At 62.4% G+C, this 22,189-nt stretch carries 21 protein-coding genes, 1 tRNA gene and 1 riboswitch; of the genes, 4 read left to right on the forward strand and 18 right to left on the reverse strand.

Annotation, left to right across the window (positions count from 1 at the left end):
- Position 1 precedes the first annotated feature (1 nt).
- Together ACTJKM_RS13380 and ACTJKM_RS13385 are read left to right on the forward strand one after the other, a co-directional pair.
- Positions 2 to 685 (forward strand): response regulator transcription factor, encoded by a 684-nt coding sequence (locus ACTJKM_RS13380; protein ID WP_034802783.1) that lies wholly within the window; start codon positions 2 to 4, stop codon positions 683 to 685.
- Positions 686 to 805: 120 nt separating this feature from the next.
- Positions 806 to 1,261, forward strand: coding sequence for a cyclic nucleotide-binding domain-containing protein (locus tag ACTJKM_RS13385; RefSeq protein ID WP_058325735.1), 456 nt, complete (start codon positions 806 to 808; stop codon positions 1,259 to 1,261).
- Between the two features lie 22 nt (positions 1,262 to 1,283).
- Here ACTJKM_RS13385 and ACTJKM_RS13390 read toward each other — a convergent pair whose 3' ends face one another.
- From ACTJKM_RS13390 to tesB, 7 genes are all read right to left on the reverse strand, one after another.
- Positions 1,284 to 3,467, reverse strand: a complete 2,184-nt coding sequence (locus tag ACTJKM_RS13390; RefSeq protein WP_440660473.1) for a TonB-dependent siderophore receptor — start codon at positions 3,465 to 3,467, stop codon at positions 1,284 to 1,286.
- Positions 3,468 to 3,813: 346 nt separating this feature from the next.
- Positions 3,814 to 4,620, reverse strand: a complete 807-nt coding sequence (locus tag ACTJKM_RS13395; protein WP_440660474.1) for an exodeoxyribonuclease III — start codon at positions 4,618 to 4,620, stop codon at positions 3,814 to 3,816.
- Between the two features lie 175 nt (positions 4,621 to 4,795).
- Positions 4,796 to 5,458 (reverse strand): outer membrane lipoprotein carrier protein LolA, encoded by a 663-nt coding sequence (locus ACTJKM_RS13400; protein WP_057254933.1) that lies wholly within the window; start codon positions 5,456 to 5,458, stop codon positions 4,796 to 4,798.
- A 192-nt stretch (positions 5,459 to 5,650) separates the two neighbouring features.
- Positions 5,651 to 8,305: an FtsK/SpoIIIE family DNA translocase gene (locus ACTJKM_RS13405; protein WP_058325732.1), complete on the reverse strand. Its 2,655-nt coding sequence runs from the start codon at positions 8,303 to 8,305 to the stop codon at positions 5,651 to 5,653.
- Between the two features lie 233 nt (positions 8,306 to 8,538).
- Positions 8,539 to 9,963, reverse strand: coding sequence for an ammonium transporter (locus ACTJKM_RS13410; protein ID WP_058321694.1), 1,425 nt, complete (start codon positions 9,961 to 9,963; stop codon positions 8,539 to 8,541).
- Between the two features lie 27 nt (positions 9,964 to 9,990).
- On the reverse strand, positions 9,991 to 10,329 hold the full coding sequence (locus ACTJKM_RS13415) for a P-II family nitrogen regulator (protein WP_057254936.1): 339 nt from the start codon (positions 10,327 to 10,329) through the stop codon (positions 9,991 to 9,993).
- Between the two features lie 234 nt (positions 10,330 to 10,563).
- Positions 10,564 to 11,448, reverse strand: coding sequence for an acyl-CoA thioesterase II (gene tesB / locus ACTJKM_RS13420; RefSeq protein ID WP_058325731.1), 885 nt, complete (start codon positions 11,446 to 11,448; stop codon positions 10,564 to 10,566).
- A gap of 84 nt (positions 11,449 to 11,532) precedes the next feature.
- Between tesB and ACTJKM_RS13425 the strand changes: the two genes are divergently transcribed.
- Positions 11,533 to 12,747, forward strand: coding sequence for a ubiquinone biosynthesis hydroxylase (locus ACTJKM_RS13425; RefSeq protein ID WP_440660476.1), 1,215 nt, complete (start codon positions 11,533 to 11,535; stop codon positions 12,745 to 12,747).
- A 209-nt stretch (positions 12,748 to 12,956) separates the two neighbouring features.
- Here the strand turns inward: ACTJKM_RS13425 and ACTJKM_RS13430 are convergent, their stop codons facing one another.
- From ACTJKM_RS13430 to ACTJKM_RS13445, 4 genes are all read right to left on the reverse strand, one after another.
- Positions 12,957 to 13,145: a Trm112 family protein gene (locus ACTJKM_RS13430; protein WP_057254939.1), complete on the reverse strand. Its 189-nt coding sequence runs from the start codon at positions 13,143 to 13,145 to the stop codon at positions 12,957 to 12,959.
- Positions 13,146 to 13,155: 10 nt separating this feature from the next.
- Entirely contained in the window at positions 13,156 to 13,836 is a 681-nt protein-coding gene (locus ACTJKM_RS13435) for an LON peptidase substrate-binding domain-containing protein (RefSeq protein WP_057254940.1), read from the reverse strand.
- Between the two features lie 197 nt (positions 13,837 to 14,033).
- Positions 14,034 to 15,008, reverse strand: coding sequence for a thioredoxin (gene trxA, locus ACTJKM_RS13440; protein ID WP_058325730.1), 975 nt, complete (start codon positions 15,006 to 15,008; stop codon positions 14,034 to 14,036).
- A gap of 58 nt (positions 15,009 to 15,066) precedes the next feature.
- A complete protein-coding gene (locus ACTJKM_RS13445) occupies positions 15,067 to 15,576 on the reverse strand; it encodes a prolyl-tRNA synthetase associated domain-containing protein (RefSeq protein WP_082616175.1) in 510 nt (169 codons plus the stop codon).
- Between the two features lie 248 nt (positions 15,577 to 15,824).
- Here ACTJKM_RS13445 and ACTJKM_RS13450 point away from each other — a divergent pair.
- Positions 15,825 to 15,899: transfer RNA gene (locus tag ACTJKM_RS13450), tRNA-Gly, on the forward strand.
- Between the two features lie 188 nt (positions 15,900 to 16,087).
- Here ACTJKM_RS13450 and ACTJKM_RS13455 read toward each other — a convergent pair.
- From ACTJKM_RS13455 to leuD, 7 genes are all read right to left on the reverse strand, one after another.
- Entirely contained in the window at positions 16,088 to 17,104 is a 1,017-nt protein-coding gene (locus ACTJKM_RS13455) for an aldose epimerase family protein (protein ID WP_057254943.1), read from the reverse strand.
- Positions 17,105 to 17,264: 160 nt separating this feature from the next.
- The gene (locus tag ACTJKM_RS13460; RefSeq protein ID WP_057254944.1) at positions 17,265 to 18,449 is read right to left on the reverse strand and encodes a vWA domain-containing protein; all 1,185 of its coding nucleotides are present in this window, start codon (positions 18,447 to 18,449) and stop codon (positions 17,265 to 17,267) included.
- Positions 18,450 to 18,452: 3 nt separating this feature from the next.
- Positions 18,453 to 19,385 (reverse strand): homoserine O-acetyltransferase MetA, encoded by a 933-nt coding sequence (gene metA, locus ACTJKM_RS13465; RefSeq protein WP_057254945.1) that lies wholly within the window; start codon positions 19,383 to 19,385, stop codon positions 18,453 to 18,455.
- Positions 19,386 to 19,446: 61 nt separating this feature from the next.
- A riboswitch (SAM riboswitch) is annotated at positions 19,447 to 19,524 on the reverse strand.
- A gap of 227 nt (positions 19,525 to 19,751) precedes the next feature.
- The gene (locus tag ACTJKM_RS13470; protein ID WP_058321699.1) at positions 19,752 to 20,204 is read right to left on the reverse strand and encodes an NUDIX hydrolase; all 453 of its coding nucleotides are present in this window, start codon (positions 20,202 to 20,204) and stop codon (positions 19,752 to 19,754) included.
- Entirely contained in the window at positions 20,201 to 21,040 is an 840-nt protein-coding gene (locus ACTJKM_RS13475) for an AAA family ATPase (protein ID WP_057254947.1), read from the reverse strand. The genes ACTJKM_RS13470 and ACTJKM_RS13475 overlap by 4 nt, the downstream gene beginning before the upstream one ends.
- A 112-nt stretch (positions 21,041 to 21,152) precedes the next feature.
- Positions 21,153 to 21,533, reverse strand: a complete 381-nt coding sequence (locus tag ACTJKM_RS13480) for a RidA family protein (protein ID WP_057254948.1) — start codon at positions 21,531 to 21,533, stop codon at positions 21,153 to 21,155.
- Between the two features lie 8 nt (positions 21,534 to 21,541).
- Positions 21,542 to 22,147: a 3-isopropylmalate dehydratase small subunit gene (gene leuD, locus ACTJKM_RS13485; RefSeq protein ID WP_058325728.1), complete on the reverse strand. Its 606-nt coding sequence runs from the start codon at positions 22,145 to 22,147 to the stop codon at positions 21,542 to 21,544.
- Positions 22,148 to 22,189: the final 42 nt, after the last annotated feature.

Consider the following 22,189-nt stretch of genomic DNA (forward strand, 5'->3'; position numbering starts at 1 on the left):
CATGGCGACCCGTACCATTCTTCTTGTCGATGACGACAATGACCTGCGCGAGACATTGGTCGAGCAGCTCTCACTCTATGAAGAGTTCGATCTCATCCAGGAAGCGACCGCCGGCAAGGGCATCCAGACCGCGCGGGCGCAGCAGGTGGACCTCTTGATCATGGATGTCGGCTTGCCCGACATGGATGGCCGCGAGGCGGTGAAGCTTCTGCGCAAGGGCGGCTTCAAGGCGCCGATCATCATGCTGACCGGGCACGACACCGATTCGGATACGATCCTCGGTCTCGAGGCCGGCGCCAACGACTATGTCACGAAGCCGTTCCGCTTCGCCGTGCTGCTTGCCCGTATCCGTGCGCAGTTGCGCCAGCATGAACAGAGCGAGGATGCGACCTTCAGCGTCGGGCCCTATACGTTCAAGCCCAGCCAGAAGCTGCTGACGCTGGAAAACGGCCAGAAGATCCGCCTCACCGAGAAGGAAGCGGCGATCATCCGCTACCTCTACCGCGCCGACCAGAAAGTGGTGACGCGCGACGTGCTGCTCGAAGAGGTCTGGGGCTACAATTCCGGCGTCACGACACACACGCTCGAAACCCACGTCTACCGGCTGCGCCAGAAAATCGAGCGGGACCCTTCCAATGCCGAGATTTTGGTGACAGAGAACGGCGGCTACAAGATCGTACCGTAGCCGGGGTGGGGAAGGTGCGAAGCGGTTTGCCGCCCGAATCCTGCTCCATGTCATCTAGACTGATCGTGCGCGATCCGGCTCGCTTGGGGTCGGGTGCCGTGATTTCGGGAGGTTAGCCGTTTGGCGCTCAACGACGATATCGTGCTTCTGTCCAACGTCCCGCTGTTTGCCGATATCAGCGAGGACAAGCTGCGGCTGATCGCCTTTGGAGCGGAGCGACGTCGCATCTTCAAGGGGCAGGAACTGTTTCGCGAAGGGGCGCCGGCGGATTGCGCCTTTGCCATTGCCAGCGGCAGCCTGTCCTTGTCGAAAGTTGGCGTCGATGGTTCCGAGGCGACGGTTTCGACGGTCGGCCGCGGGGCGCTGCTGTCGGAACTGGCGCTGATCTCGATGGTCGAACGCAAGTTCACGGCGACCGCCGAGGAAGACAGCGAGGTCATCCGCATCAACCGGCCGCTCTTCCGCCGCATGCTGGAAGAGTACCCGGAAGTGGCAGAGCTCGTCGAAGCCCGCATCCGCGAGAACCTGCAGGCGATGATCCGCCGGGCCGGCGCGCTCGCCGGCCGCTTTGTTTGAAGTAAGTAACGGCTTCCGGCTGCTACCACCGATATTTCAGCGAACCGAGTACCGTGCGGCCCTGGCCGAAATAGCAATAGCCATCGGTGCAGACCTCTTCGCGGCGATCGCCGAGATTGGTGGCGCTGACGGCGAGCGACAGCCCGTCGAGGTCGGGGTTCTTGACGCTGAAGTCGTAGGCGATCGAGGCGTCGAAATAGACGGCACCACCGTTCCTGGCGGTATTGGCATCGGATGTGTAGGAGCTTGATGCCAGGCGCACGCCGCCGCCGAGGCTCAGGCCCGCAAGCTGCGTGTCGTCGGGCAGCAGATAATTGACCCACAGCGATGCGACATGGCGCGGCTTCGTCGACGGCACGTTGCCGATCAGCGACGGGTCGACATTCCCGGTGATTTCGGCGTCGTTGTAGGTGTAGGCGGCGATGACGCTCAGGCCGTTGTCGAACTCCCGGCGTCCTTCCAGTTCGAAACCGTTGGTCGTCACCTCGCCTGCCGACTTGTAGTAATAGCCGACGGGAAGCGATGCGTCCGATACGTATTGCGCAGCACCGGTTTCGACGATCCGGTAGTAGGCCGCACTCAGCGAATAGGCCCCGCCTTCCGGCTGGTGTTTCACGCCAAGCTCGATCTGCTCGCCGGTCGTCGGATCAAGCACTCTGCCGTCGGCCGAAAGTTCGGTGCGCGGCACGAAGGAGGTGCTGTAGCTGGCATAGGGTGCGATGCCACTGTCGAAGAGATAGAGAAGACCAGCCTGGCCGGTGAGTTCGCCATCGTCCTTGCGGTCGACGACGCCGATGTTCTTGTCGGTGCTCGTCTGGTCGACCCAGTCATAACGAAGGCCGCCGACGGCGCGCCAGTTGCCGAACTCCGCCTGGTCCTGGATGTAGATGCCGGTCTGCCGAAGATCCCGCCCGCTGAAGCTGGTGAGCGCAGGCGTCGGGCCGCTGATCCCAAAGGTGGGGTTGTTGAGATCGAAACGATAGGCCGGATCGACGGCTCCGAAGCCGAGACCGAAATCGGAGGTGATCCAGGTATAGTCGAGGCCGGTCAGGAGCGTGTGCGAGACTGCGCCGGTATCGAAGATGGCCTCGAGCTGATTGTCGATCTGGTAGGCGCGCTGGTCGTCCTTGATGGCGACGGGCGAGCGATCGAAGACGTCGGGTGCCACCTCGGTCCCGAACTGCAGGTAACGGGCCTTCAGGTCGAGATCGCTGACGCGGCCGTGCTGGCGGAAGGTCAGGCCGTTGTCGAACTCGTGCTCGAATTTGTAGCCGGCCTGATACTGCCGGACCTTCTGGTAGTCGTAGTCCGGGTCGCTGTAGCGCAGCAGCCGGCCGTCATGTTCGAGCACCCGCGGGCTGGCATCGCTCTCGCCTTTCTGCCCGAGGCCATAGACGGTCAGCGACGTGCCCTCGTCAGGCTTCCAGGTAAAGGAGGGCTGCAGCAGGTAGCGGTCGTCGGCGATGTCGTCGTTGGTCTCGCCGTTCCTGAGGAGCCCGACGATGCGATAAAGGAAATCGCCATCGGCCATTGCCGGCCCGCCGATGTCGAAGGCGGCCTGGGTGCGTCCGATCGTGCCATATTGCAGCTCGACCTCGCGGTGCGTCTCCTCCTCGGGCATCTTCGATATGCGATTGACGATGCCGCCGACGCCGGCCGCACCGTACATGACCGAGACCGGGCCCTTGAGGATCTCGATCCGCTCGAGGCCGTAGACCTCCGTTGGGAAGGTGCCGTAGTTCATGTAGGGCTGGCGCAGGCCATCGCGGAAGTCGCCGGTCGTCGTCGTCTCGAAGCCGCGGATGTAGATCTGGTCGAAGCGCGGATCGAAGCCGAAGGCGCCGGTGGTGACGCCGGCGGCGTAACGCGTCGCCTGGATCATGTCCTGCACGCCGCGCTCTTCGAGTTCCTTGCGCGTGACCACCGAGACGGAGCGGGGCGTTTCGATCAGCGGCGTGTCGGTCTTCAGCGCCGAGACGTTGCGCGTCGGCACGATTGTGTCGTTATCCTCAGCGATCGTCGCGGCTGTCTTGCCGGCGGTCACCTCGATTTTTTCCAGCCGTGTCGTCTTCTGGCTTTCGGCCGACTGCGCGTAGGCCGCAGTCGGCGAAAGGAATACGGCGGCAGTGCTTGCGGCCAGGACGGTGGTTGCGGAGAGCGCGTGGCGCGACGCGCGCATGACGTGGATCGGCAAGGTCTTTCGCATGTCTGGCCCTCTTGCGGGCGCACGAAAGCCCTCCGGCAAACGCCAGAGCAAAGCGCCCCAATATCCGAGCGAGATGAGGAAAAGTGCGTGCGGTTTTCCGCCCGCCTCTCGCTCTCATTTCTGAGAATCGATCACGTTTATGATTGTGGGTCGAACGACCCACAATCATCGTGATCTAGTGAAAACGACGGCTGATCTGCCGTCGGAGGCGGTGTCCCCGCCGCCCGAAAAGAGGGATAGTCCGTTTGGAAATGGGCATCAAGAAAAATATGATTCTTTTATTCATGTTTTTCTTGATGAAAACGTCAAGCGCGCAAGGCGCGTGCCGCCGCTTGGTGAAAAGCGGTTAGATATCGAAATGCGCGATGACGGGCACGTGGTCGGAGGGGCGTTCCCAGCCGCGCGCTTCGCGCAGGATGTCGACGTGCTTCAGCGCCGGCGCCAGGTCCGCGGAGGACCAGATGTGGTCGAGCCGGCGGCCGCGGTCGGCCGCTTCCCAGTCCTTCGCCCGGTAGCTCCACCAGGTGTAGAGCTTGTTCGGGGACGGTGTGTGCTGGCGCATCAGGTCGACCCAGCCGCCGCCGTTCATCACCGTCGTCAGGCCTTCGGTTTCGATGGGCGTGTGGCTGACGATCTTCAGGAGCTGCTTGTGCGACCAGACGTCGTCTTCCAGCGGCGCGATGTTGAGGTCGCCGACGAGGATCGAGGAGATGCCAGCCTCGGCTTCCGCATGCAGCAGCTTCATCTCTTCGACGAAATCGAGCTTGTGGCCAAATTTCGGGTTGATGCTGCGGTCCGGCTCGTCGCCGCCCGCCGGGACATAGAAATTATGCAGACGGATCTTCTTGCCGCCGGCCTCGAAAACAACCGAGAGGTGGCGGGCGTCGCCGACGCCGCAATAGTCGCGGCGGTCGCTGAGCTCATGCAGGGGCAGGCGCGAGATCGTCGCCACGCCGTGATAGCCCTTCTGGCCGTGCATCTCGATATGATTGTAGCCGAGCGCTTTCAGCGGCTTGGAAGGGAACTGGTCGTTCGGGCACTTGGTTTCCTGTAGGCAGAGGATGTCGGGTTGCCAGGTCTTCAGGAGATGCTCGACCAGCGGCATGCGCAGGCGAACGGAGTTGATGTTCCAAGTGGCGACGGAAAGGGCCATGCGTCATTCCCTGATCGGCTGGGGCCGGACGCTTGCGAAGGGAACGCCGGCTCGGGATGGATGTTTGACCCGAGCTTTAAGCAGGTCCGGCGCGCCGGGACAAGGAATGCATGAAGAAGGCCGCACTAAACCGCGCGTCTTGTGGGCGCGTATAGGTTCGTAGCGTTTGAATCGCTCAGCCGCCCCGCTTGTTACGGACCTCGTCGTAGGGGATCTGGAAGACCTTGTCGTCCAGCGCCATCCCGGTCTGGACATTGAAGATCATGACCGATGTGTCCTTCTTCTGCGCATCGGTGATCGTCCACTGGCGCAGATCATAGGTCTTCGGGTCGAACATCATGGTGATGGTCGAATCGCCGAAGATCGAGCGGTCGCCAAGCACGATGGTGATGAGGTCGGACTCTTCCTTGACGTCGCGCACCATCTTGCCGGTCAGGTCGATCTTCTCGCTGAGCAGCAGATTGAGCGGTGTCTTCGACAGCGGATAGATGTCCCAGGTCTTGAGCTTCATATTGCCGATGACCACCGACTTGCCGTCGGCAATGACACGCATCGGCGAGGGGGCCTCGTAGTTGAAGCGGATGCGGCCGGGGCGGCGGATATAGAACTTCCCGCCGGTCTGCTCGCCGCGCGGGCCGAACTGCACGAACTCGCCGGCCATCGTCTTTACCGAGGAGAAGTGATCGGCGATCTTCTGGGCGGCTCTCGGCGCCTGGGCGAAGGCCTCAGCGATGTCGAGACCGGTGCCGCCGATGCCGGCGAATGCCGCAAGCCCGCACACGAAGAGGCGGCGCGAAATTACCGGGTGGTTGCGCTCGCCGTTCTTGGTCTCTGTCATCTCAGTCTCCTTCATTTACGGATCATCTGGAGCGCAAGTGCGGCGCCTTCAAGGCGCTACTTTCGAGCTTTAGGGCTCGCGCTCTCACATGACCGTTACCAGTTCGGCCCCGCAATCCGGTGCGGGATTGCCGTGTTGATCTATCGGCGTAAATCCGGACGAAAAATGCCCCGAGATCCTGCCGAAATTGCTTTATTCCTCGGTCGGAACCAGTATTTCGCGTTTTCCGGCGTGGTTCGCCGGGCCGATGATGCCTTCCTGCTCCATGCGCTCGATCAGCGAGGCGGCACGATTGTAACCGATCCCGAGGCGCCGTTGAACGTAGGACGTGGAAGCCTTGCCGTCACGCAGGACGACGGCAACCGCCTGGTCGTAAGGGTCGTCCGAATCGGCGAGATTGGAGGTGCCGGCCGGGCCGCCGCCTTCGCCATCCTCGTCATCATCCTCGGTAATCGCGTCGAGATATTGCGGCACGCCCTGGGTCTTCAGATAGGCGACGACCTCTTCGACCTCGGTGTCGGAGACGAAGGGACCGTGGACGCGCTGGATGCGACCGCCGCCGGCCATGTAGAGCATGTCGCCCATGCCGAGCAGCTGTTCGGCACCCTGTTCGCCAAGGATCGTACGGCTGTCGATCTTCGAGGTGACCTGGAACGAGATACGGGTCGGGAAGTTGGCCTTGATCGTGCCGGTGATGACATCGACCGAGGGGCGCTGCGTTGCCATGATCACGTGGATGCCGGCGGCACGCGCCATCTGGGCGAGACGCTGGACGGCGCCTTCGATATCCTTGCCGGCGACCATCATCAGGTCGGCCATTTCGTCGATGATGACGACAATGTAGGGCAGCGGCGTGAGGTCGAATTCCTCGGTCTCGTACATGGCTTCGCCCGTCTGGCGGTCGAAGCCGGTCTGCACCGTGCGGGTGATCTGCTCGCCCTTGGCAAGCGCCTGCTCGACGCGGCTGTTGAAGCCGTCGATGTTGCGCACGCCGATTTTCGACATCTTCTTGTAGCGCTCTTCCATCTCGCGCACCGTCCACTTCAGCGCGACCACCGCCTTCTTCGGGTCGGTGACGACGGGCGAAAGCAGGTGCGGAATGCCGTCATAGACGGAGAGTTCGAGCATCTTCGGGTCGATCATGATCAGCCGGCACTGGTCCGGGCGCAGGCGATAGAGCAGCGACAGGATCATGGTGTTGATCGCCACCGACTTACCCGAACCGGTGGTACCGGCGACGAGCAGATGCGGCATCTTGGCGAGATCGGCGACCACGGGTTCGCCGCCGATCGTCTTGCCGAGCGCCATGGCAAGACGCGCCTTGGAGGTCTCGAAGTCGCGCGAACCGATGAGCTCGCGCAGGTAGACGGTCTCGCGCCGCTGATTCGGCAGCTCGATGCCGATGGCGTTGCGGCCGGGAACGACGGCGACGCGGGCAGCGATCGCGCTCATCGAGCGGGCGATGTCATCGGCAAGGCCGATGACGCGGGACGACTTGATGCCGGGTGCCGGTTCCAGCTCGTAGAGGGTTACGACCGGGCCGGGGCGCACGTGGATGATCTCGCCCTTGACGCCAAAGTCCTCAAGCACACCCTCGAGCATGCGGGCATTCTGTTCGAGCGCGTCCGGTGAGAGCGATGCGTCGCGGCCGACGTTCTTCGGCTCGGCAAGGAAATGCATCGGCGGCAGCGTGAAGTCGCCATCGTCCTCGACGAAGGAGCGTTGGGCTTCGCGCTCGATCCGCTGACCGGTCCTCGGACGGGGAGCCGGCGTTGCCACGCGCGAGCCCGACTTCAGCAGACCCTGCTTCGGCGGCGCTGCCCGCGGCGCCCAGTCGGCTGCCGGATCGTCGTCTTCGTCGTCGGGCAGGATGCCGGCGGGGCGACGCTCGTCGATGTCGAAGGGCATGTCGTCGTCCTCGTCATCGGCCATGATCGGCGGCGGCGTGACGATGCGGCGTTCGGAGCGGTCGAGCGAGGGTTCGATGCGGTCGCCGGCGGCCATCGGCTTCGGCCGAACCGGCTCGTTCAGCGTGCCGAACTCGTCGTTGTTGAAATCGTAAGGCTCGTCATACTGGCGCTTGGGCGAACTGCGCGTGCCGCTCATGCCGAAAATGCGGCGCACGCGTGCGTGCATGGTGTAGCGCATATGGGCGAAGGAGCCCATCAGCAGGGTGAAGGGGCCCTCGCTGTCGTCCTCGTCCAGCTCGTCGCGAACGGTGCGCGCCTTGCTCGGCGTCGGCTCGACAACCTCTTCGTCTTCCTCTTCATCGCTGACGCCGATGAGGCCGGCGCTGTAGATCAGGCACCAGGCGGCCGGTGCGGCGAAGATGCAGGCGAGTACGGTCGCGAGCGTGCCGGTCGGGAAGGCGCCGGTGAAGAGTGCCGGGAAGCGAAGAATCATGTCGCCGAAGACGCCGCCGAGGCCGTTGGGCAGCGGCCAGGTGATCGGGGCGGGGACGCAGCTCAGCGCCGCGCCGGCAAGCACGGAGCCGATGAACCAGACGCCAAGGCGCTTGAAGGTCTTGTCGAAGCGCTTGCCGCTGATCAGCACCAGCGCCCAGGCGACAGCCGGCAGAAGGGCGACGACGCTGGCAAGGCCGAAGAACTGCATGAAGATATCGGCAAAGGCCGCACCCGGATAACCAAGCACGTTGGTCGGTGCTTCCGATGTGGCGTAGGAGAAGCTCGGGTCGGCGACGTTCCATGTCGATAGCGCCGCGACGGCCAGCGCCAATGCGCCGAACAGCGCAAAGCCCGCCAGCGACGCGATCTGTCGCCAAACGAAGGTGGTTAGCACGAACCGGTTGGAACGGCTGTCAAGCGTTGCCGGATTGCTTCTGCTCATGTTGCCTGCTGCCCGTCTCGATCTCTAGGGCGCATTGCGCGCCATAGAATCAACCTAAGCGGAGTACGGTTAATGCGACATTAACCATGCGTAGTTGCCGCTAAAATAGCGGTGGTTGACCTGAAGATCGGCATGAAAAAGGCCCGGACCTTTCGATCCGGGCCAAGGGCGATCCGCATCAGACGGATCGCGACGGGACTATGAGCGGCGCCAGATTCGACGCTGCAATCCGCTTAGATGTGGTAGGCGGCTTCGCCGTGGGACGAGAGGTCGAGGCCTTCGCGCTCGGCTTCGACGGAGACACGCAGGCCGACGATCGCGTCCACGATCTTGAAGATGATGAGCGAACCGATGCCGGACCAGACGACGGTGACGAGTACGCCCTTGAGCTGCGCCAGGACCTGGGTTGCCACGCCGGGATAGCCCGCCGCGAAATCCGCGGTCGAGTAGTCGACGATGCCGGCACCGCCGAGCGCCGGATTGACAAGAATGCCCGTGGCGATCGCGCCGAGGATGCCGCCGACGCCATGAACGCCGAAGACGTCAAGGCTGTCGTCGTAGTTGAACTTGTTCTTCACGACGTCGACGAAGAAGTAGCAGACGGGGGAGACGATGAGACCGAGCACGATCGCGCCCATCGGGCCGGCAAAGCCGGCGGCCGGCGTGATCGCGACGAGACCGGCGACGGCACCGGAGGCCGCACCAAGCATCGAAGCCTTGCTGCGGACGAGCGTTTCGACGACCGCCCAGGAGATGATGGCAGCGGCAGTTGCGAGGAATGTATTGATCATCGCGAGGCCGGCATAGGCGTTGGCTTCAAGGTTGGAGCCGGCGTTGAAGCCGAACCAGCCGACCCAGAGCAGCGATGCGCCGACCATCGTGAGCGTCATCGAATGCGGTGCCATGATTTCCCTCTTATAGCCCGTACGCTTGCCGAGCAGAATGGCGCCGACGAGGCCGGCAATACCGGCATTGATGTGGACCACGGTACCGCCGGCAAAGTCGATAGCGCCGAAGGAGAAAATCAGGCCGGTCGGAGCCGTGTAGGCGCTCGGGCCGCCCCAGAACCAGACCATGTGGGCGATCGGGAAGTAGACGAAAGTGACCCAGAGAATGACGAACAGGACGACGGCCGAAAACCGGATGCGCTCGGCAAAGGCGCCGACGATCAGCGCCGGCGTGATGCAGGCGAAGGTCATCTGGAACACCACGAAGACATATTCGGGGATGAACACGCCCTTGGAGAAGCTCTCGGCGAGCGTTGTCGTATCAACGCCGGCAAGGAACATCTTCGAAAAGCCGCCGACGAACGGGTTGAGCGATCCGCCGTCAGTGAAGGCCAGCGAGTAGCCGTAGGTGACCCAGATAATCATGACGATCGCGGTGATCATCAGTACCTGCATCAGAACCGACAGCATGTTCTTGGCGCGCACCAGGCCGCCGTAGAAGAGCGCAAGGCCCGGAACCGTCATGAGGAGCACGAGGATGGTGGACAAGAGCATCCAGGTGGTATCGCCCTTGTCGGGAACCGGGACGGCGGCAACAGCCTCCGTTGCAGCCGGGGCTGTTTCCTGTGCGAAGGCGACAACCGGCGCAAGCAAGGCGGCCGTCAGCGCGCCGAGGCGTCCAAGAGAGGTGGAAAGTTTCGTAGATGACATCGAGTAGTGCTCCCTGAACGGCGTGATTTACAACGCTTCTGAATCGGTTTCGCCGGTGCGGATGCGCACGGCATGGTCAATGGCGTAGACGAAGATCTTGCCGTCGCCGATCTGGCCGGTCTTGGCGGCTGCGGCGATCGCTTCCACCGCCATGTCGACGAGCTCCGAGGGAACGGCGATTTCGATCTTCAGTTTCGGCAGGAAGCTGACGGCATATTCGGTGCCGCGGTAGATTTCGGTGTGTCCCTTCTGGCGGCCGTAGCCTTTGACTTCGGTCACGGTCAGGCCCTGGATGCCGACAGCAGTGAGGGCTTCGCGAACCTCATCGAGCTTGAACGGCTTGATAATGGCCATCACAATTTTCATCTGGTTTCATCCTTGTTCGCCTCCGGAGGAGGCCATCTCTCCTTGCTGCGGAGCGCCAGTGCGCCGTGCAACCGGATAATGACATTCAAGGGGCGTGCCAGATTCGGATGTCTGTTCTAAGTCTATGAAAAACAATGGGAAAAACGGACGCCGCAGCGACAATGCTGCGGCGCATCAAAAAATCGTCAATTTAGAAGATTAAAAAATAGGCAGATTGAAAAAACTGCCCGTTTTCTATTCAGTTGCCTTTTTCCGGATCAGCCCTTCCTGGGCGACGGAGGCGATCAGCACGCCGGAACGCGTAAAAAGGCTGCCTCTGGTCATCCCGCGGGCACCATGTGCACTCGGACTGTCCTGGGTATAGAGCAGCCAGTCGTCCATCTTGCAGGGGCGGTGGAACCACATGGCGTGATCGAGGCTCGCGACCTGCAGGTTCCGATCGAAGACCGAGGTGCCGTGCGCATAGAGCGAGGTGTCGAGCAGGGTCATGTCGGAGAGATAGGCAAGGATGGCCGCCTGGATATGGCGCTCGTCCGGAACCGTGCCGACCGCCTTGACCCAGACGTCCTGGATCGGCTTGCCGTCGTTACGGGTGAAATAGTGGTGCAGCGAGGCCGGGCGGATCTCGATCGGTCGCGGCCGCTCCCAGTAGCGCCGGATCGCTTCCGGCGCATGCACGAGGAATTTCTCCTTCAGCTCCTGTTCGCCCGGCAGGGTTTCCGGCATGGCGAGTTTCGGCATTTCGATCTGGTGGTCGAAACCGTCCTCGTCGTACTGGAAAGAGGCGGACATCGAGAAGATCGCCTTGCCGTGCTGGATGGCGACGACGCGCCTTGTGGCGAAGCTCGAACCGTCGCGGATACGGTCTACCTCGTAGATGATCGGCACGGATGGATCGCCCGGCCGCATGAAATAGGCATGCAGCGAATGGACGAAGCGGTCCGCGTCGACGGTGCGCTGGGCCGCCACCAGTGCTTGGCCGATGACCTGGCCGCCGAAGACCCGCTGCCAGCCGACCTGCGGGCTCAAGCCGCGGAACAGGTTTTCCTCCAGCTTCTCGAGATCGAGAATGGCGAGCAGCGCATCCATGGGCGTGGTGGTCTCGGTGGGGCGCGACATTTCGGCTGTCTCCGATGGTAGGAACGTCGATGGCATTGATCTATATAGACATAAAACGATGCTCAAGTGCGACGGAGAAAGCCGATGCTCGATGTCTTGATTGCCGGTGGCGGCTATGTCGGCCTTTCGCTCGCCTTATCCCTGAAAAAGGCGGCGCCGCATCTCAGCGTCATGGTGATCGACGGCGCGCCGGAAGGCGCCTGGAAGAAGGACCAGCGCGCCTCGGCGGTTGCGTCGGCTGCCGAACGCATGCTCGACGTGCTTGGCGTCTGGGATCAGATCGTGCCGGAGGCGGAGCCGATCCGCCGCATGGTGATTACCGATTCGAAGGCGGCCGATCCGGTGCGCCCTGTGTTTCTGACCTTCGATGGCGACGGCGGCGATGGCCGGCCCTTCGCCCATATGGTGCCGAACACGGCAATGGTCGGTGCGCTGCGCGGGGCGTGCGAGGACCTTGGCGTCGTCAATCGTCAGTCGACGATGGTCGAAACCTTTAAAAGCGGGGACCATGCGGTCGCCGTCACGCTCGCCGGCGGCGAACAACTGGAAGCGCGCCTGCTCGTCGCCTGTGACGGCGTACGCTCCAAGCTGCGCGATGCCGCCGGCATCAAGACGGTCGAATTCGACTACGGCCAGTCCGGCATCGTCACGACGGTCGAGCACGAGCGGCCGCACGAGGGCACGGCGGAGGAGCATTTCCTGCCGGCCGGTCCGTTTGCGACCCTGCCGCTCAAGAACAACCGCTCGTCGCTGGTCTGGACCGAGCGCACCGAGGACGCCGAACGCCTGGTCGCCGGCGACGATTTCCTGTTCGAGGAAGAGTTGGAGCGCCGCTTCGGCCACAAGCTCGGGCACCTGAAGGTGGTTGGCGGGCGGCGGGCCTTTCCGCTGGGCCTGACGCTTGCGCGCGATTTCGTCAAACCGCGTTTCGCGCTTGCCGGGGACGCGGGCCACGGCATTCATCCGATCTCGGGGCAGGGGCTCAATCTCGGCTTCAAGGACGTGGCGGCGCTCGCGGAAACGATCGTCGAGGCGGATCGCCTCGGGCTCGACATCGGCTCGCTCGCCGTGCTCGAGCGCTACCAGAGCTGGCGGCGGTTCGACACCTTCCGCATGGGGGTGACGACCGACGTGCTCAACCGGCTGTTTTCCAACGATATCACTCCGGTTCGCATCGCCCGCGACTTCGGCCTCGGTCTGGTCGACCGGCTGCCGTCTCTCAAGAATTTCTTCATTCGCCAGGCGGCCGGGATTGCCGGCGAGGCGGATCCGCGGCTCTTGTCGGGCGAGCCGATCTGAACATCGACCTGAGGATTGCCCCTCACCCTAGCCCTCTCCCCGCAAGCGGGGCGAGGGGACTCGGTCGAATGCGTGGCACTGTCTTGATGTCGAAGAGAAGAGGTTGGCGCCGAGTGCGCCACGAGGTTCCTTCTCCCCGCCTGCGGGGAGAAGGTGGCCGGCAGGCCGGATGAGGGGCTAAAAACTCCGCATCAAAGAAGGCCGCGCCCTCAATCCTCGATCTTGCGGGCTTCCGAGACCAGCATGATCGGCACGCCGTCGCGTATCGGATAGGCGAGGCGGGCCTTTTCCGAGATGAGTTCGTTGGCTTCGGCGTGGTAGCTGAGGCGCCCCTTGGTCAGCGGGCAGACGAGCAGTTCAAGCAGTTTCGGATCGACCTTGCTGGCGTTGATATCCATTATCCGTCGCTCACTGCAGGATGCTGTCCATATCGCCGAAGTCGCGCGCGAGCACGATCTCGGTGATGGCGATCAGGGTTTCCGCGCGTGTCTTGAGATCGGGCGCTTCGAGCAGCGCCTGTTTTTCTGCCGGGCCGTAGGGCGACATCATCGCCATGGAATTGACCAGGGTGCGGTTGCTCGCCCGTTCGACGCTTTCCCAATCGGCCTTGAGCTTGTTGGCTTCGAGATAGGCCTTGAAGGCGGCAAGCAGAGCTGCCCGGTCGACGAGAGTTTCATCGTCACGGTTTTCGAGATCGGCGGCAAAGGGGCCGATGCGGAAACGGCGGTAACCGCGCGTCGCTGAAACTTCCGAAAACAGCCGGTAGCGGCAGACGCCGGTGAGTGAGGTGATGTAGCGGCCATCGCCGGTCTCGGCGAAGGAGGTGATGCGGCCGATGCAGCCGACCTCGCAGAGCGCCTGCATCGGGCCGGTGGCAGTCTCGCTGCGGCCTTCGCAGAAGGAGGGCTGCACGATGCCGATCAGGCGGTTGCCGGAGAGCGCGTCATCGAGCATGGCAAGGTAGCGCGGTTCGAAGATGTTGAGCGGAAGCTGGGCGCCGGGAAGCAGCAGGGCACCGGTCAGCGGAAACACCGGAATGATCTCCGGCAAGTCCTTCGGACCGAGATAGCGTGCATTTCCGACGTGCATTTTCCGATAGACCTTGCAGATGTCCGCTCTTGCCCCGCCAAGGAAGCGTGGTCAACCAGACCAAAAGATGGTGCATTCCTTGAAAATCTCAAGGGACGAGCACACCGATCTTCATGGGTGAATGTGGATCGTGATCAGACGCACTTACGAAAAAGGGGCGCAAACAGCGCCCCTCCTCGAAAAAAATGCCTGACGGCTCAGGAGAACAGGATCGACGAGAGCTTGCGCCGTGCGGCGATCGTTGCCGGATCCTTCGGTCCCCAGACCTCGAAGAAGGAGAGCAACTCGCGCCGCGCGCCGTCGTCGTCGAAAGTTCGATCGCGCTTCATGACCGTCAGCAGGTGATCGGCCGCAGCCGTCCGGTCGCCTTCGACATTGCGGATCTTGGCGAGCAGCACGCGCGCCTCATGATCATCGGGATTTGCGGCAAGGCGCCGCTCGAACTCGTTGGGATCGCCGAGCTTGCGGGCTTCCTCGATCTGGTCGAGCTTCTTGCCGATGGCCGCAATGCCTGCGTCCTTGGCAAGGTCTTCCGGCAGCCCGGAGAGCGCTTCGCGGGCTTCGGCGACCTGGCCGAGCGCGATCATGCAATCGACCATGCCGGCGATCGCCACGACGTTTTCGGGGTCGGCCTGAAGCACGGCGCCGTAGAGGCCGGCGGCGTTCTGGGCGTCACCGGCGTCGATGAGCGCCTTGGCATCGGCGAGAACCGCTTCGATCTCGGCCTTGCTGTCGTCGACGGCCGGACCGGCGATCTTTTCGATGAATTGCTTGATCTGGCTTTCCGGCACCGCGCCCATGAAGCCATCGACCGGACGCCCGCCGACGAAGGCGATGACGGCGGGGATCGACTGGATGCCGAGCTGTCCGGCGATCGAGGGATGATCGTCGATGTTCATCTTCACGAGTTTGACGCGGCCTGCGGCTTCCGTGACCACCTTTTCGATGACGGGGGTCAGCTGCTTGCAGGGGCCGCACCAGGGCGCCCAGAAATCGACGAGAACCGGCTGCTGCCTGGAGGCGTCGAGCACGTCCTTGGTGAAGTTGGCAGTGGTGGTTTCCTTGATCAGGTCACCGTCCGACGCGGCCGCCGGCGCCGGCTGACCGAAAGAGGCCGAAGCCGTCATCTGAGTGCCGAAAGACCCTGCATAGGGATTGTCGCTGCCCGTCATTCTTCTCTCCTCGCCGGCTCGTCTGCCAGCTTACTGCATTCGCGCCAAAGATCGTATGTCAGGCCGTGACTTTCAAGACAAGCGGTTCGTGTCCGGTCGCTTCCATGAAGCGCAGCAGATCGCTGGATGCAATCGAGGTCGTCGCGTCATTGGAGAGCGGATGGCAGTTGACGACGTCGAACTTCATCAGCTCCTCGTCGAGGATCATCTTGACGTTGCCCTCGGTGTCATTGATCGCGCCGAAGGCGGTCACGGCACCTGGAATGACGCCCAGATATTCCATCAGCTTCTCCGGCTTGCCGAAGGACACCTTGCTTGCCGCACCGATCACCTGGTGAACGGTCTTCAGGTCCACCGTCGCGTGTTCCTCGACGGTGAGCAGGAAATAGTTGTCCTTCTTGTCCTTCACGAAAAGGTTTTTCGTGTGGCCGCCAGGGATCTCGTCACGCAGCGCCACCGATTCGGCGACGGTGAACACCGGCTCGTGGCTCTTGGTTTTATGCTCGATCCCAAGTCCGTCGAGAAAATGAAAGAGGTCTTCGGCGGTCTTCGGCTGTGATTCACTCATGATTCTCATCCCTTGGGCATTCGTTTCGCCTCTGCTTTAGGGGAGAAGCCGGTGGCCGCGCAATCTCACAGGCGGCGGCAGCGGCCGAAAACGCGGCATTTCCGGGCTTCGCGAGGGGTCTCCAAAAAAATATTCGATTTCTCGTCATTTCCCTGTTGCATTCCAAAATCGCTTAGGCCATATACCGCCCGTCGCCGCAAGACAGCGACGCCACGGTCCACCGACTACCCCCGGACCGCGGTTTATGAGCGGGTGTAGCTCAGGGGTAGAGCACAACCTTGCCAAGGTTGGGGTCGGGCGTTCGAATCGCCTCACCCGCTCCAATTTCTCCCAACCACTTCATTTCACTGTTATTTTGGAAATGAACGGCATCCGCCGTCAGGCGCATTGCGCTTCGCAACCGGATGCTTCGCCATGCGAACACCTGTCGGCGATCGGACAGCACGACGGTCCTTGGAACGTTCGCCGTCCCTTCCCTTGTCGCTAGAGATCGTCGACGCCCGCGCGCCACTCAGCTCTTCATGAAGACGTAGTCCGTCTCCTGCCGGCGGATCTCACCGGTGCGCAGTACCGCGTTCGGGAAGCCGGCATGGTTGATGGCGTCCGGCCAGATCTGCGTTTCCAGGCAGAAACCGGCAAATGCGCCGTAGCGGCGTCCCTCGAGGCCGGGGACGGGGATGTCGAGCTTTGCGCCGGTATAGAGCTGCACACCAGGCTCGGTCGTCAGCACTTCGAGCGTGACGCCGGAATTGATGCTGCGGGCAAGCGCCACCGAATGTTTCGCCATGGGCTCGTTCGAAAGGCAGAAATTGTGGTCGTAGCTGATGCGTTCACCTTCGGTCTGGCGACGCATCGACGTCATTTCGCGGAGATCGAAGGCGGTGCCCTCGACCGCACGGATCTCGCCCGTCGGCACCTGGCGTTCGTTGGTCGGCAGGTAGTGGTCGGCGGCGATCATGATGTCGTGTCCGAGCGCGTCGACAGTGCCGTCGAGATTGAAGTAGCTGTGCTGGCAGACATTGGCGAGCGTCGGCCGGTCGGTCTCGCTCTCGTAGACGACGCTCAAGACGCCGCCGGGCTTCAGCGCGTAGGTGCAAGTGACCTTGCAGTTGCCGGGATAGCCGGCGCGTCCATCCGGATCGGTAATGGTGAGCGTCACGCTATCAGGCGTCTGGCGGACGATCGTCCAGTTGCGCTTGCCGATATTGTCGCTGCCGCCGTGCAGGTGGGTGACACCCTTCTCGTTCAGTTCGAGCTGGTAGGTCTCACCGTCGAGCGTGAAGCGCCCGTCGGCGATCCGGTTGGCGCAGCGCCCCGGTGTCGCGCCGAGATAGGGCGAATGGGCGAGATAGCTTTCGAGATCGGCGAAACCGAGCACCAATGGCGGCTCATGGCCTTCCAGGCGCAGGTCCTGGATCACCGAGCCCCAGGTCAAGACATGGGCGGTGAGGCCGCCACCGGAGAGCACCATACGATGGACCGGCTCGCCGGACGGCAGATGGCCGAAGATTTCCGTGTTCTGATGCATGTTCACCGCTGGCTCCCTCTTCGCGACCGCAGCAACCTGCGTCATTTCCAAAGGCACGGCAACCGGAAAATCATACTAAATGGGGCCTTGCTTCGTCTCTGGCCTGAGGGCAAAAACGTCTAGCTATTCAAGGTGCTACAGCGACCTCTCTGCGGTCATGTCAGCGCGATAGCTGCTTGGTGGCATCCTGCAGGCCGGCGAGCGTCAAAGGGAACATCCGCCCCTCGAACAGGCTCTTCACCATGCCGATCGACTGGGTGTAGCCCCAGTGCTGTTCGGGCACGGGATTGATCCAGATCGAACGCGGAAAATGCGCTGTCATGCGCGAAAGCCAGAGTGCGCCTGCCTCGTCGTTCCAATGTTCGACCGAGCCGCCGGGATGGCTGATCTCATAGGGGCTCATCGACGCGTCGCCGACGAAGATGGCGCGATAGTCGCCGCCATAGGTGCGCAGCACTTCGGTGGTGCGGGTGATGTCGACGCGGCGGCGACGATTGTCCTTCCACAGACCCTCATAGACACAGTTGTGGAAGTAGAAATGCTCCATATGGCGGAACTCGCCGCGGGCGGCTGAAAACAGTTCCTCGACGATGCGGATGTGATCGTCCATCGAGCCGCCGATATCGAAGAACATCAGCAGCTTGACCGCATTGCGGCGTTCGGGCCGCGTCACCACGTCGAGATAGCCGTGCTCGGCGGTGGCACGGATCGTGCCGGAAAGGTCGAGTTCGTCAGCCGCCCCCTGGCGCACCCAGCGCCTGAGCCTTTTCAGCGCCACCTTGATGTTGCGGGTGCCGAGTTCGACCGTGTCGTCATAATCCCTGAACTCGCGCCGGTCCCAGACCTTGACGGCGCGGCGGTGGCGCGACTGGTCCTGGCCGATCCTGACCCCTTCGGGATTGTAGCCATAGGCGCCGAAGGGGGAGGTGCCGGCGGTGCCGATCCATTTCGAGCCGCCCTGATGCCGGCCTTGCTGCTCCCGAAGCCGTTGGCGCAGGGTCTCCATCAGCTTGTCGAAGCCCCCGAGGGATTCGATCAGGCGCTTTTCTTCCTCGGTCAGGTGTTTTTCGGCGAGCTTGCGCAGCCAGTCCTCGGGGATGACGGCCTCTTCGCCCGTCTCCATGGGATTGACCGCCTCGAGCCCGGAGAAGCAGTGCTGGAACACCCGGTCGAAGCGGTCGATATGGCGCTCGTCCTTCACCAGCGCCGTGCGCGCCAGGAAGTAGAAGGCTTCGACATCGAATGTGGCGATGCCCGCCTCCATCCCCTCGATCAGCGACAGGAATTCCCGGAGCGTCACCGGAACTTTCGCCGCTTTGAGTTCGAGGAAGAAGGGGATGAACATCGGTCAGTCCTGGCTTTCTCCGGTGCCGATCTCTGCGAGATCATAGGGCGTCGTCTGGTACATCTCGTTGATCCAGTTGCCGAAGAAGAGGTGCGCATGGCTGCGCCAGCGGTTCTGCGGCGGCAGGGTCGAATCGTTGTGCGGGAAATAGTCGTGCGGCATCTTGATCGGCACGCCTGCGTCCACGTCGCGAAAATATTCGTCCGACAGCGAGGTCGAATCATACTCCACGTGGTTGAACATGTAGAGCCGGTTGCCCTTTTTCTCGTGCACGAGGCAGACGCCCATCTCCTTCGATTCCATCAGGATTTCGAGGCTGGGCACCTTGTCGATGTCGGCACGCCTGACCTCGGTCCAACGCGAGACGGGGACGGCGAAGTCGTCGGAGAAGCCGTTGAGATAGACCGACGAGCGATTGAGGTTCTGGTGGCGGTAGACGCCAAAGGCCTTCTCGTTCAGCGGATACTTCGGCACGTCGTGGAAATGGTAGATCGCCGCCATCGCCCCCCAGCAGACATTGAGCGTCGAATGCACGTTGGTCTCCGTCCAATCGAGGATGCGCTTCAATTCGTCCCAATAGGTGACGTCCTCGTATTCGAGCGTCTCGACCGGCGCGCCGGTGATGATGAAGCCGTCGAACTTGCGGCCCTTCACCTCGTCCCAGGTCTCGTAGAAAGAAAGCAGGTGATCTTCCGAGGTGTTCTTCGCCCGGTGGGCGCCGATGCGTACCAGCGACAATTCCACCTGCAGCGGCGAGGCGCCGATCAGGCGCGCCATCTGGATCTCGGTCTTGATCTTGTTCGGCATGAGGTTCAGGAGCCCGATCTGGAGCGGGCGGATATCCTGACGGATCGCCACGGTCTCGGTCATCACCCGCACACCCTCATGCACGAGGGTTTCGAAAGCGGGCAGCGTATCGGGAATCTTGATGGGCATGGGCTTCCACTCGATCAATACAAAAAAACCGGCGGCGATTGATCGCGACCGGTCCTCGGAAATCCAACTTTCCTCGGCCCTTTAGCGACTTGTTTAACGTGGCTGCAAGCCGGCCGGCCAAATCACCACGAGGAATTTGATAGCGCGACTGGGGCGCGGGGGTCAAGAAAAACGATTCGGGCGGTCGGGCGGCCCCTCATCCCGCTGCCGCGACCTTCTCCCCGCAGGCGGGGAGAAGGGAGCTTGTGGCACCCGCTCGCGCCTCCCAGGGGCCGATCATTTCCGTTCCAGAAAGAAGCCCGGACATCATTGTCTCGCGGCGACCGTCGCCATTTCCGTCCCCTCTCCCCGGCTGCGGGGAGAGGGCTAGGGTGAGGGGCAACTTCCGTGCGTGTGAAGATAATCTAGGCCGTCCTGCATGCCGTATCCGAGCCGACGGCTAGCCTCGTCTAAGCCGAGCCAGAAGAAGCGAAAGCGGATCGGCGCACCACCGCCAAAGGGCGTCATTTCATGGTGCAGCCAGGTTTTCTGTTGCTCGCCGGCAAGGGCGACATGAAAATAGTGCCGGCGATGGCAGATGGTCTGGCCTTCCTTCCGGAAGGAGTAGTCCTTCGTGACGAGATGGGTGAGGGCCCGCGATGGCGTCAACCCGGTCTCTTCCACGAATTCCCGCAAGGCGGCAGCTTCAGGGCTTTCGCCCGGCTCCATCGTGCCGCCGGGTACCTGCAACTCGATTTCGGGAAAGTCCGGCTCGTCGAAGACCAGCAGGTGGTCCTGCCAGGTGGCGTAGATCAGGACCTTGTGGGCGTCCGGCCTCATCCGTCGCGGCGCGCCATGAAGGCCAGGCGCTCGAAGAGATGCACGTCCTGCTCGTTCTTCAACAGCGCCCCGTGCAGCTTCGGCAGCATGGTCTTGGCGTCGACGCGGAGGTCGGCCGGATCGACCTCGTCGGCGACAAGCAGGCGGATCCAGTCGAGCGCTTCGGAGGTGGACGGCTTCTTCTTGAGGCCCGGCACCTGGCGGATGTCGTAGAAGGCGGCAAGGGCCGCAGATAGCAGCGTTTTGCGGATGCCGGGATAGTGCACCTCGACGATGCGCGCGAGCGTTTCGGCATCGGGGAAGCGGATATAGTGGAAGAAGCAGCGACGCAGGAAGGCGTCCGGCAGTTCCTTCTCGTTGTTGGAGGTGATGATGACGATCGGCCGGTGACGGGCGCCGATCATCTCGCCGGTCTCGTAGACATGGAATTCCATGCGGTCGAGTTCCTGCAAGAGGTCGTTCGGAAACTCGATGTCGGCCTTGTCGATCTCGTCGATCAGAAGCACCACGCGACGGTCGGCCTCGAAGGCCTGCCAGAGCTTGCCCTTGCGGATATAGTTCCTGACCTCGTTGACGCGCTCGTCGCCGAGTTGGCTGTCGCGCAGGCGCGACACGGCATCATACTCGTAAAGGCCCTGCTGCGCCTTGGTCGTCGACTTGACGCTCCATTCGATCAGATCGAGGCCAAGGGCAGCGGCAATCTGGCGGGCAAGCTCGGTCTTGCCGGTGCCGGGTTCACCCTTGACGAGCAGCGGCCGCTCCAGCCGGATCGCAGCATTGACGGCGATCATCAGGTCCTTGTCGGCGATGTAATCTGCGGTGCCTTCGAATTGCATAATCGTCTTCCGGTTCAGCATAGGTCTAGCAGGCGGTGTCCATGGACTATCGCATATTGGCCAAAATCGGAATCGATTTGAGAAGAGATGGCGTGAGCAGAAAAGCTCGGTCTCAGCCGCGGAGGGCGGTGACTTCGATCTCGATCAGCATTTCCGGGCGGATCAGATCGCAGACGATCATGGTTGCGGCCGGACGGATCTCGCCGAAGACTTCGCCGAAGATCGGGAACACCCGGTCGGCGAAGCTGGCATCGGTGACGTAGTAGTGATTGCGCACCACGTCTTTAAGCGAGAAGCCCGCTTCCTTCAGTGCGCCCTCGATCGTCTTCAGGCAATTGCGCGCCTGCTCTTCCACCGTTTCGGGCATGGTCATGGTGGCATAGTCGTAGCCGGTCGTGCCGGAGACGAAGCACCAGTCGCCCATCGCGACGGCACGCGAATAGCCTGCCGTCTTTTCGAAGGGCGAACCCGAAGAGATGAGCTTGCGCGCCATGTCTCGCTTTAAGCCCAGGGGCGCGAGGCGCCGACCGTCTTCTCGAAGCTGTCGATCGCGGTTGCCTTTTCCAGCGTCAGGCCGATATCGTCGAGGCCGTTCAGCAGGCAGTGGCGCTTGAAGGCATCGACCTCGAACTTGACCGAGCCGCCGTCCGGGCCGGTGATTTCCTGGGATTCCAGGTCGACCGAGAGGATGGCGTTGGAGCCGCGCGAAGCGTCGTCCATCAGCTTGTCGAGGTCGGCCTGGCTGACGACGATCGGCAGAATGCCGTTCTTAAAACAGTTGTTGTAGAAGATGTCGGCAAAGGACGTGGAGATCACGCAGCGGACGCCGAAGTCGAGCAGCGCCCAGGGGGCATGCTCGCGCGAGGAGCCGCAGCCGAAGTTGTCGCCGGCAACCAGGATCTTGGCGTTCTGGTAGGCGGGTTTGTTGAGCACGAAGTCCGGGTTGACCGAGCCATCCTCATTGTAGCGGGCTTCGGCGAAAAGACCCTTGCCTAGGCCGGTGCGCTTGATCGTCTTCAGGTAATCCTTCGGAATGATCATGTCCGTGTCGATGTTGACGACGGGGAGGGGGGCGGCGACACCGGTGAGCTTGACGAATTTTTCCATAACTTCAGGCCTTCGATTTCAGAAGAATGTTGCGCTAGCGTT

Origin of the sequence: Ensifer sp. 22460, assembly GCF_052044935.1 — a bacterium.
Lineage (GTDB): Bacteria > Pseudomonadota > Alphaproteobacteria > Rhizobiales > Rhizobiaceae > Ensifer.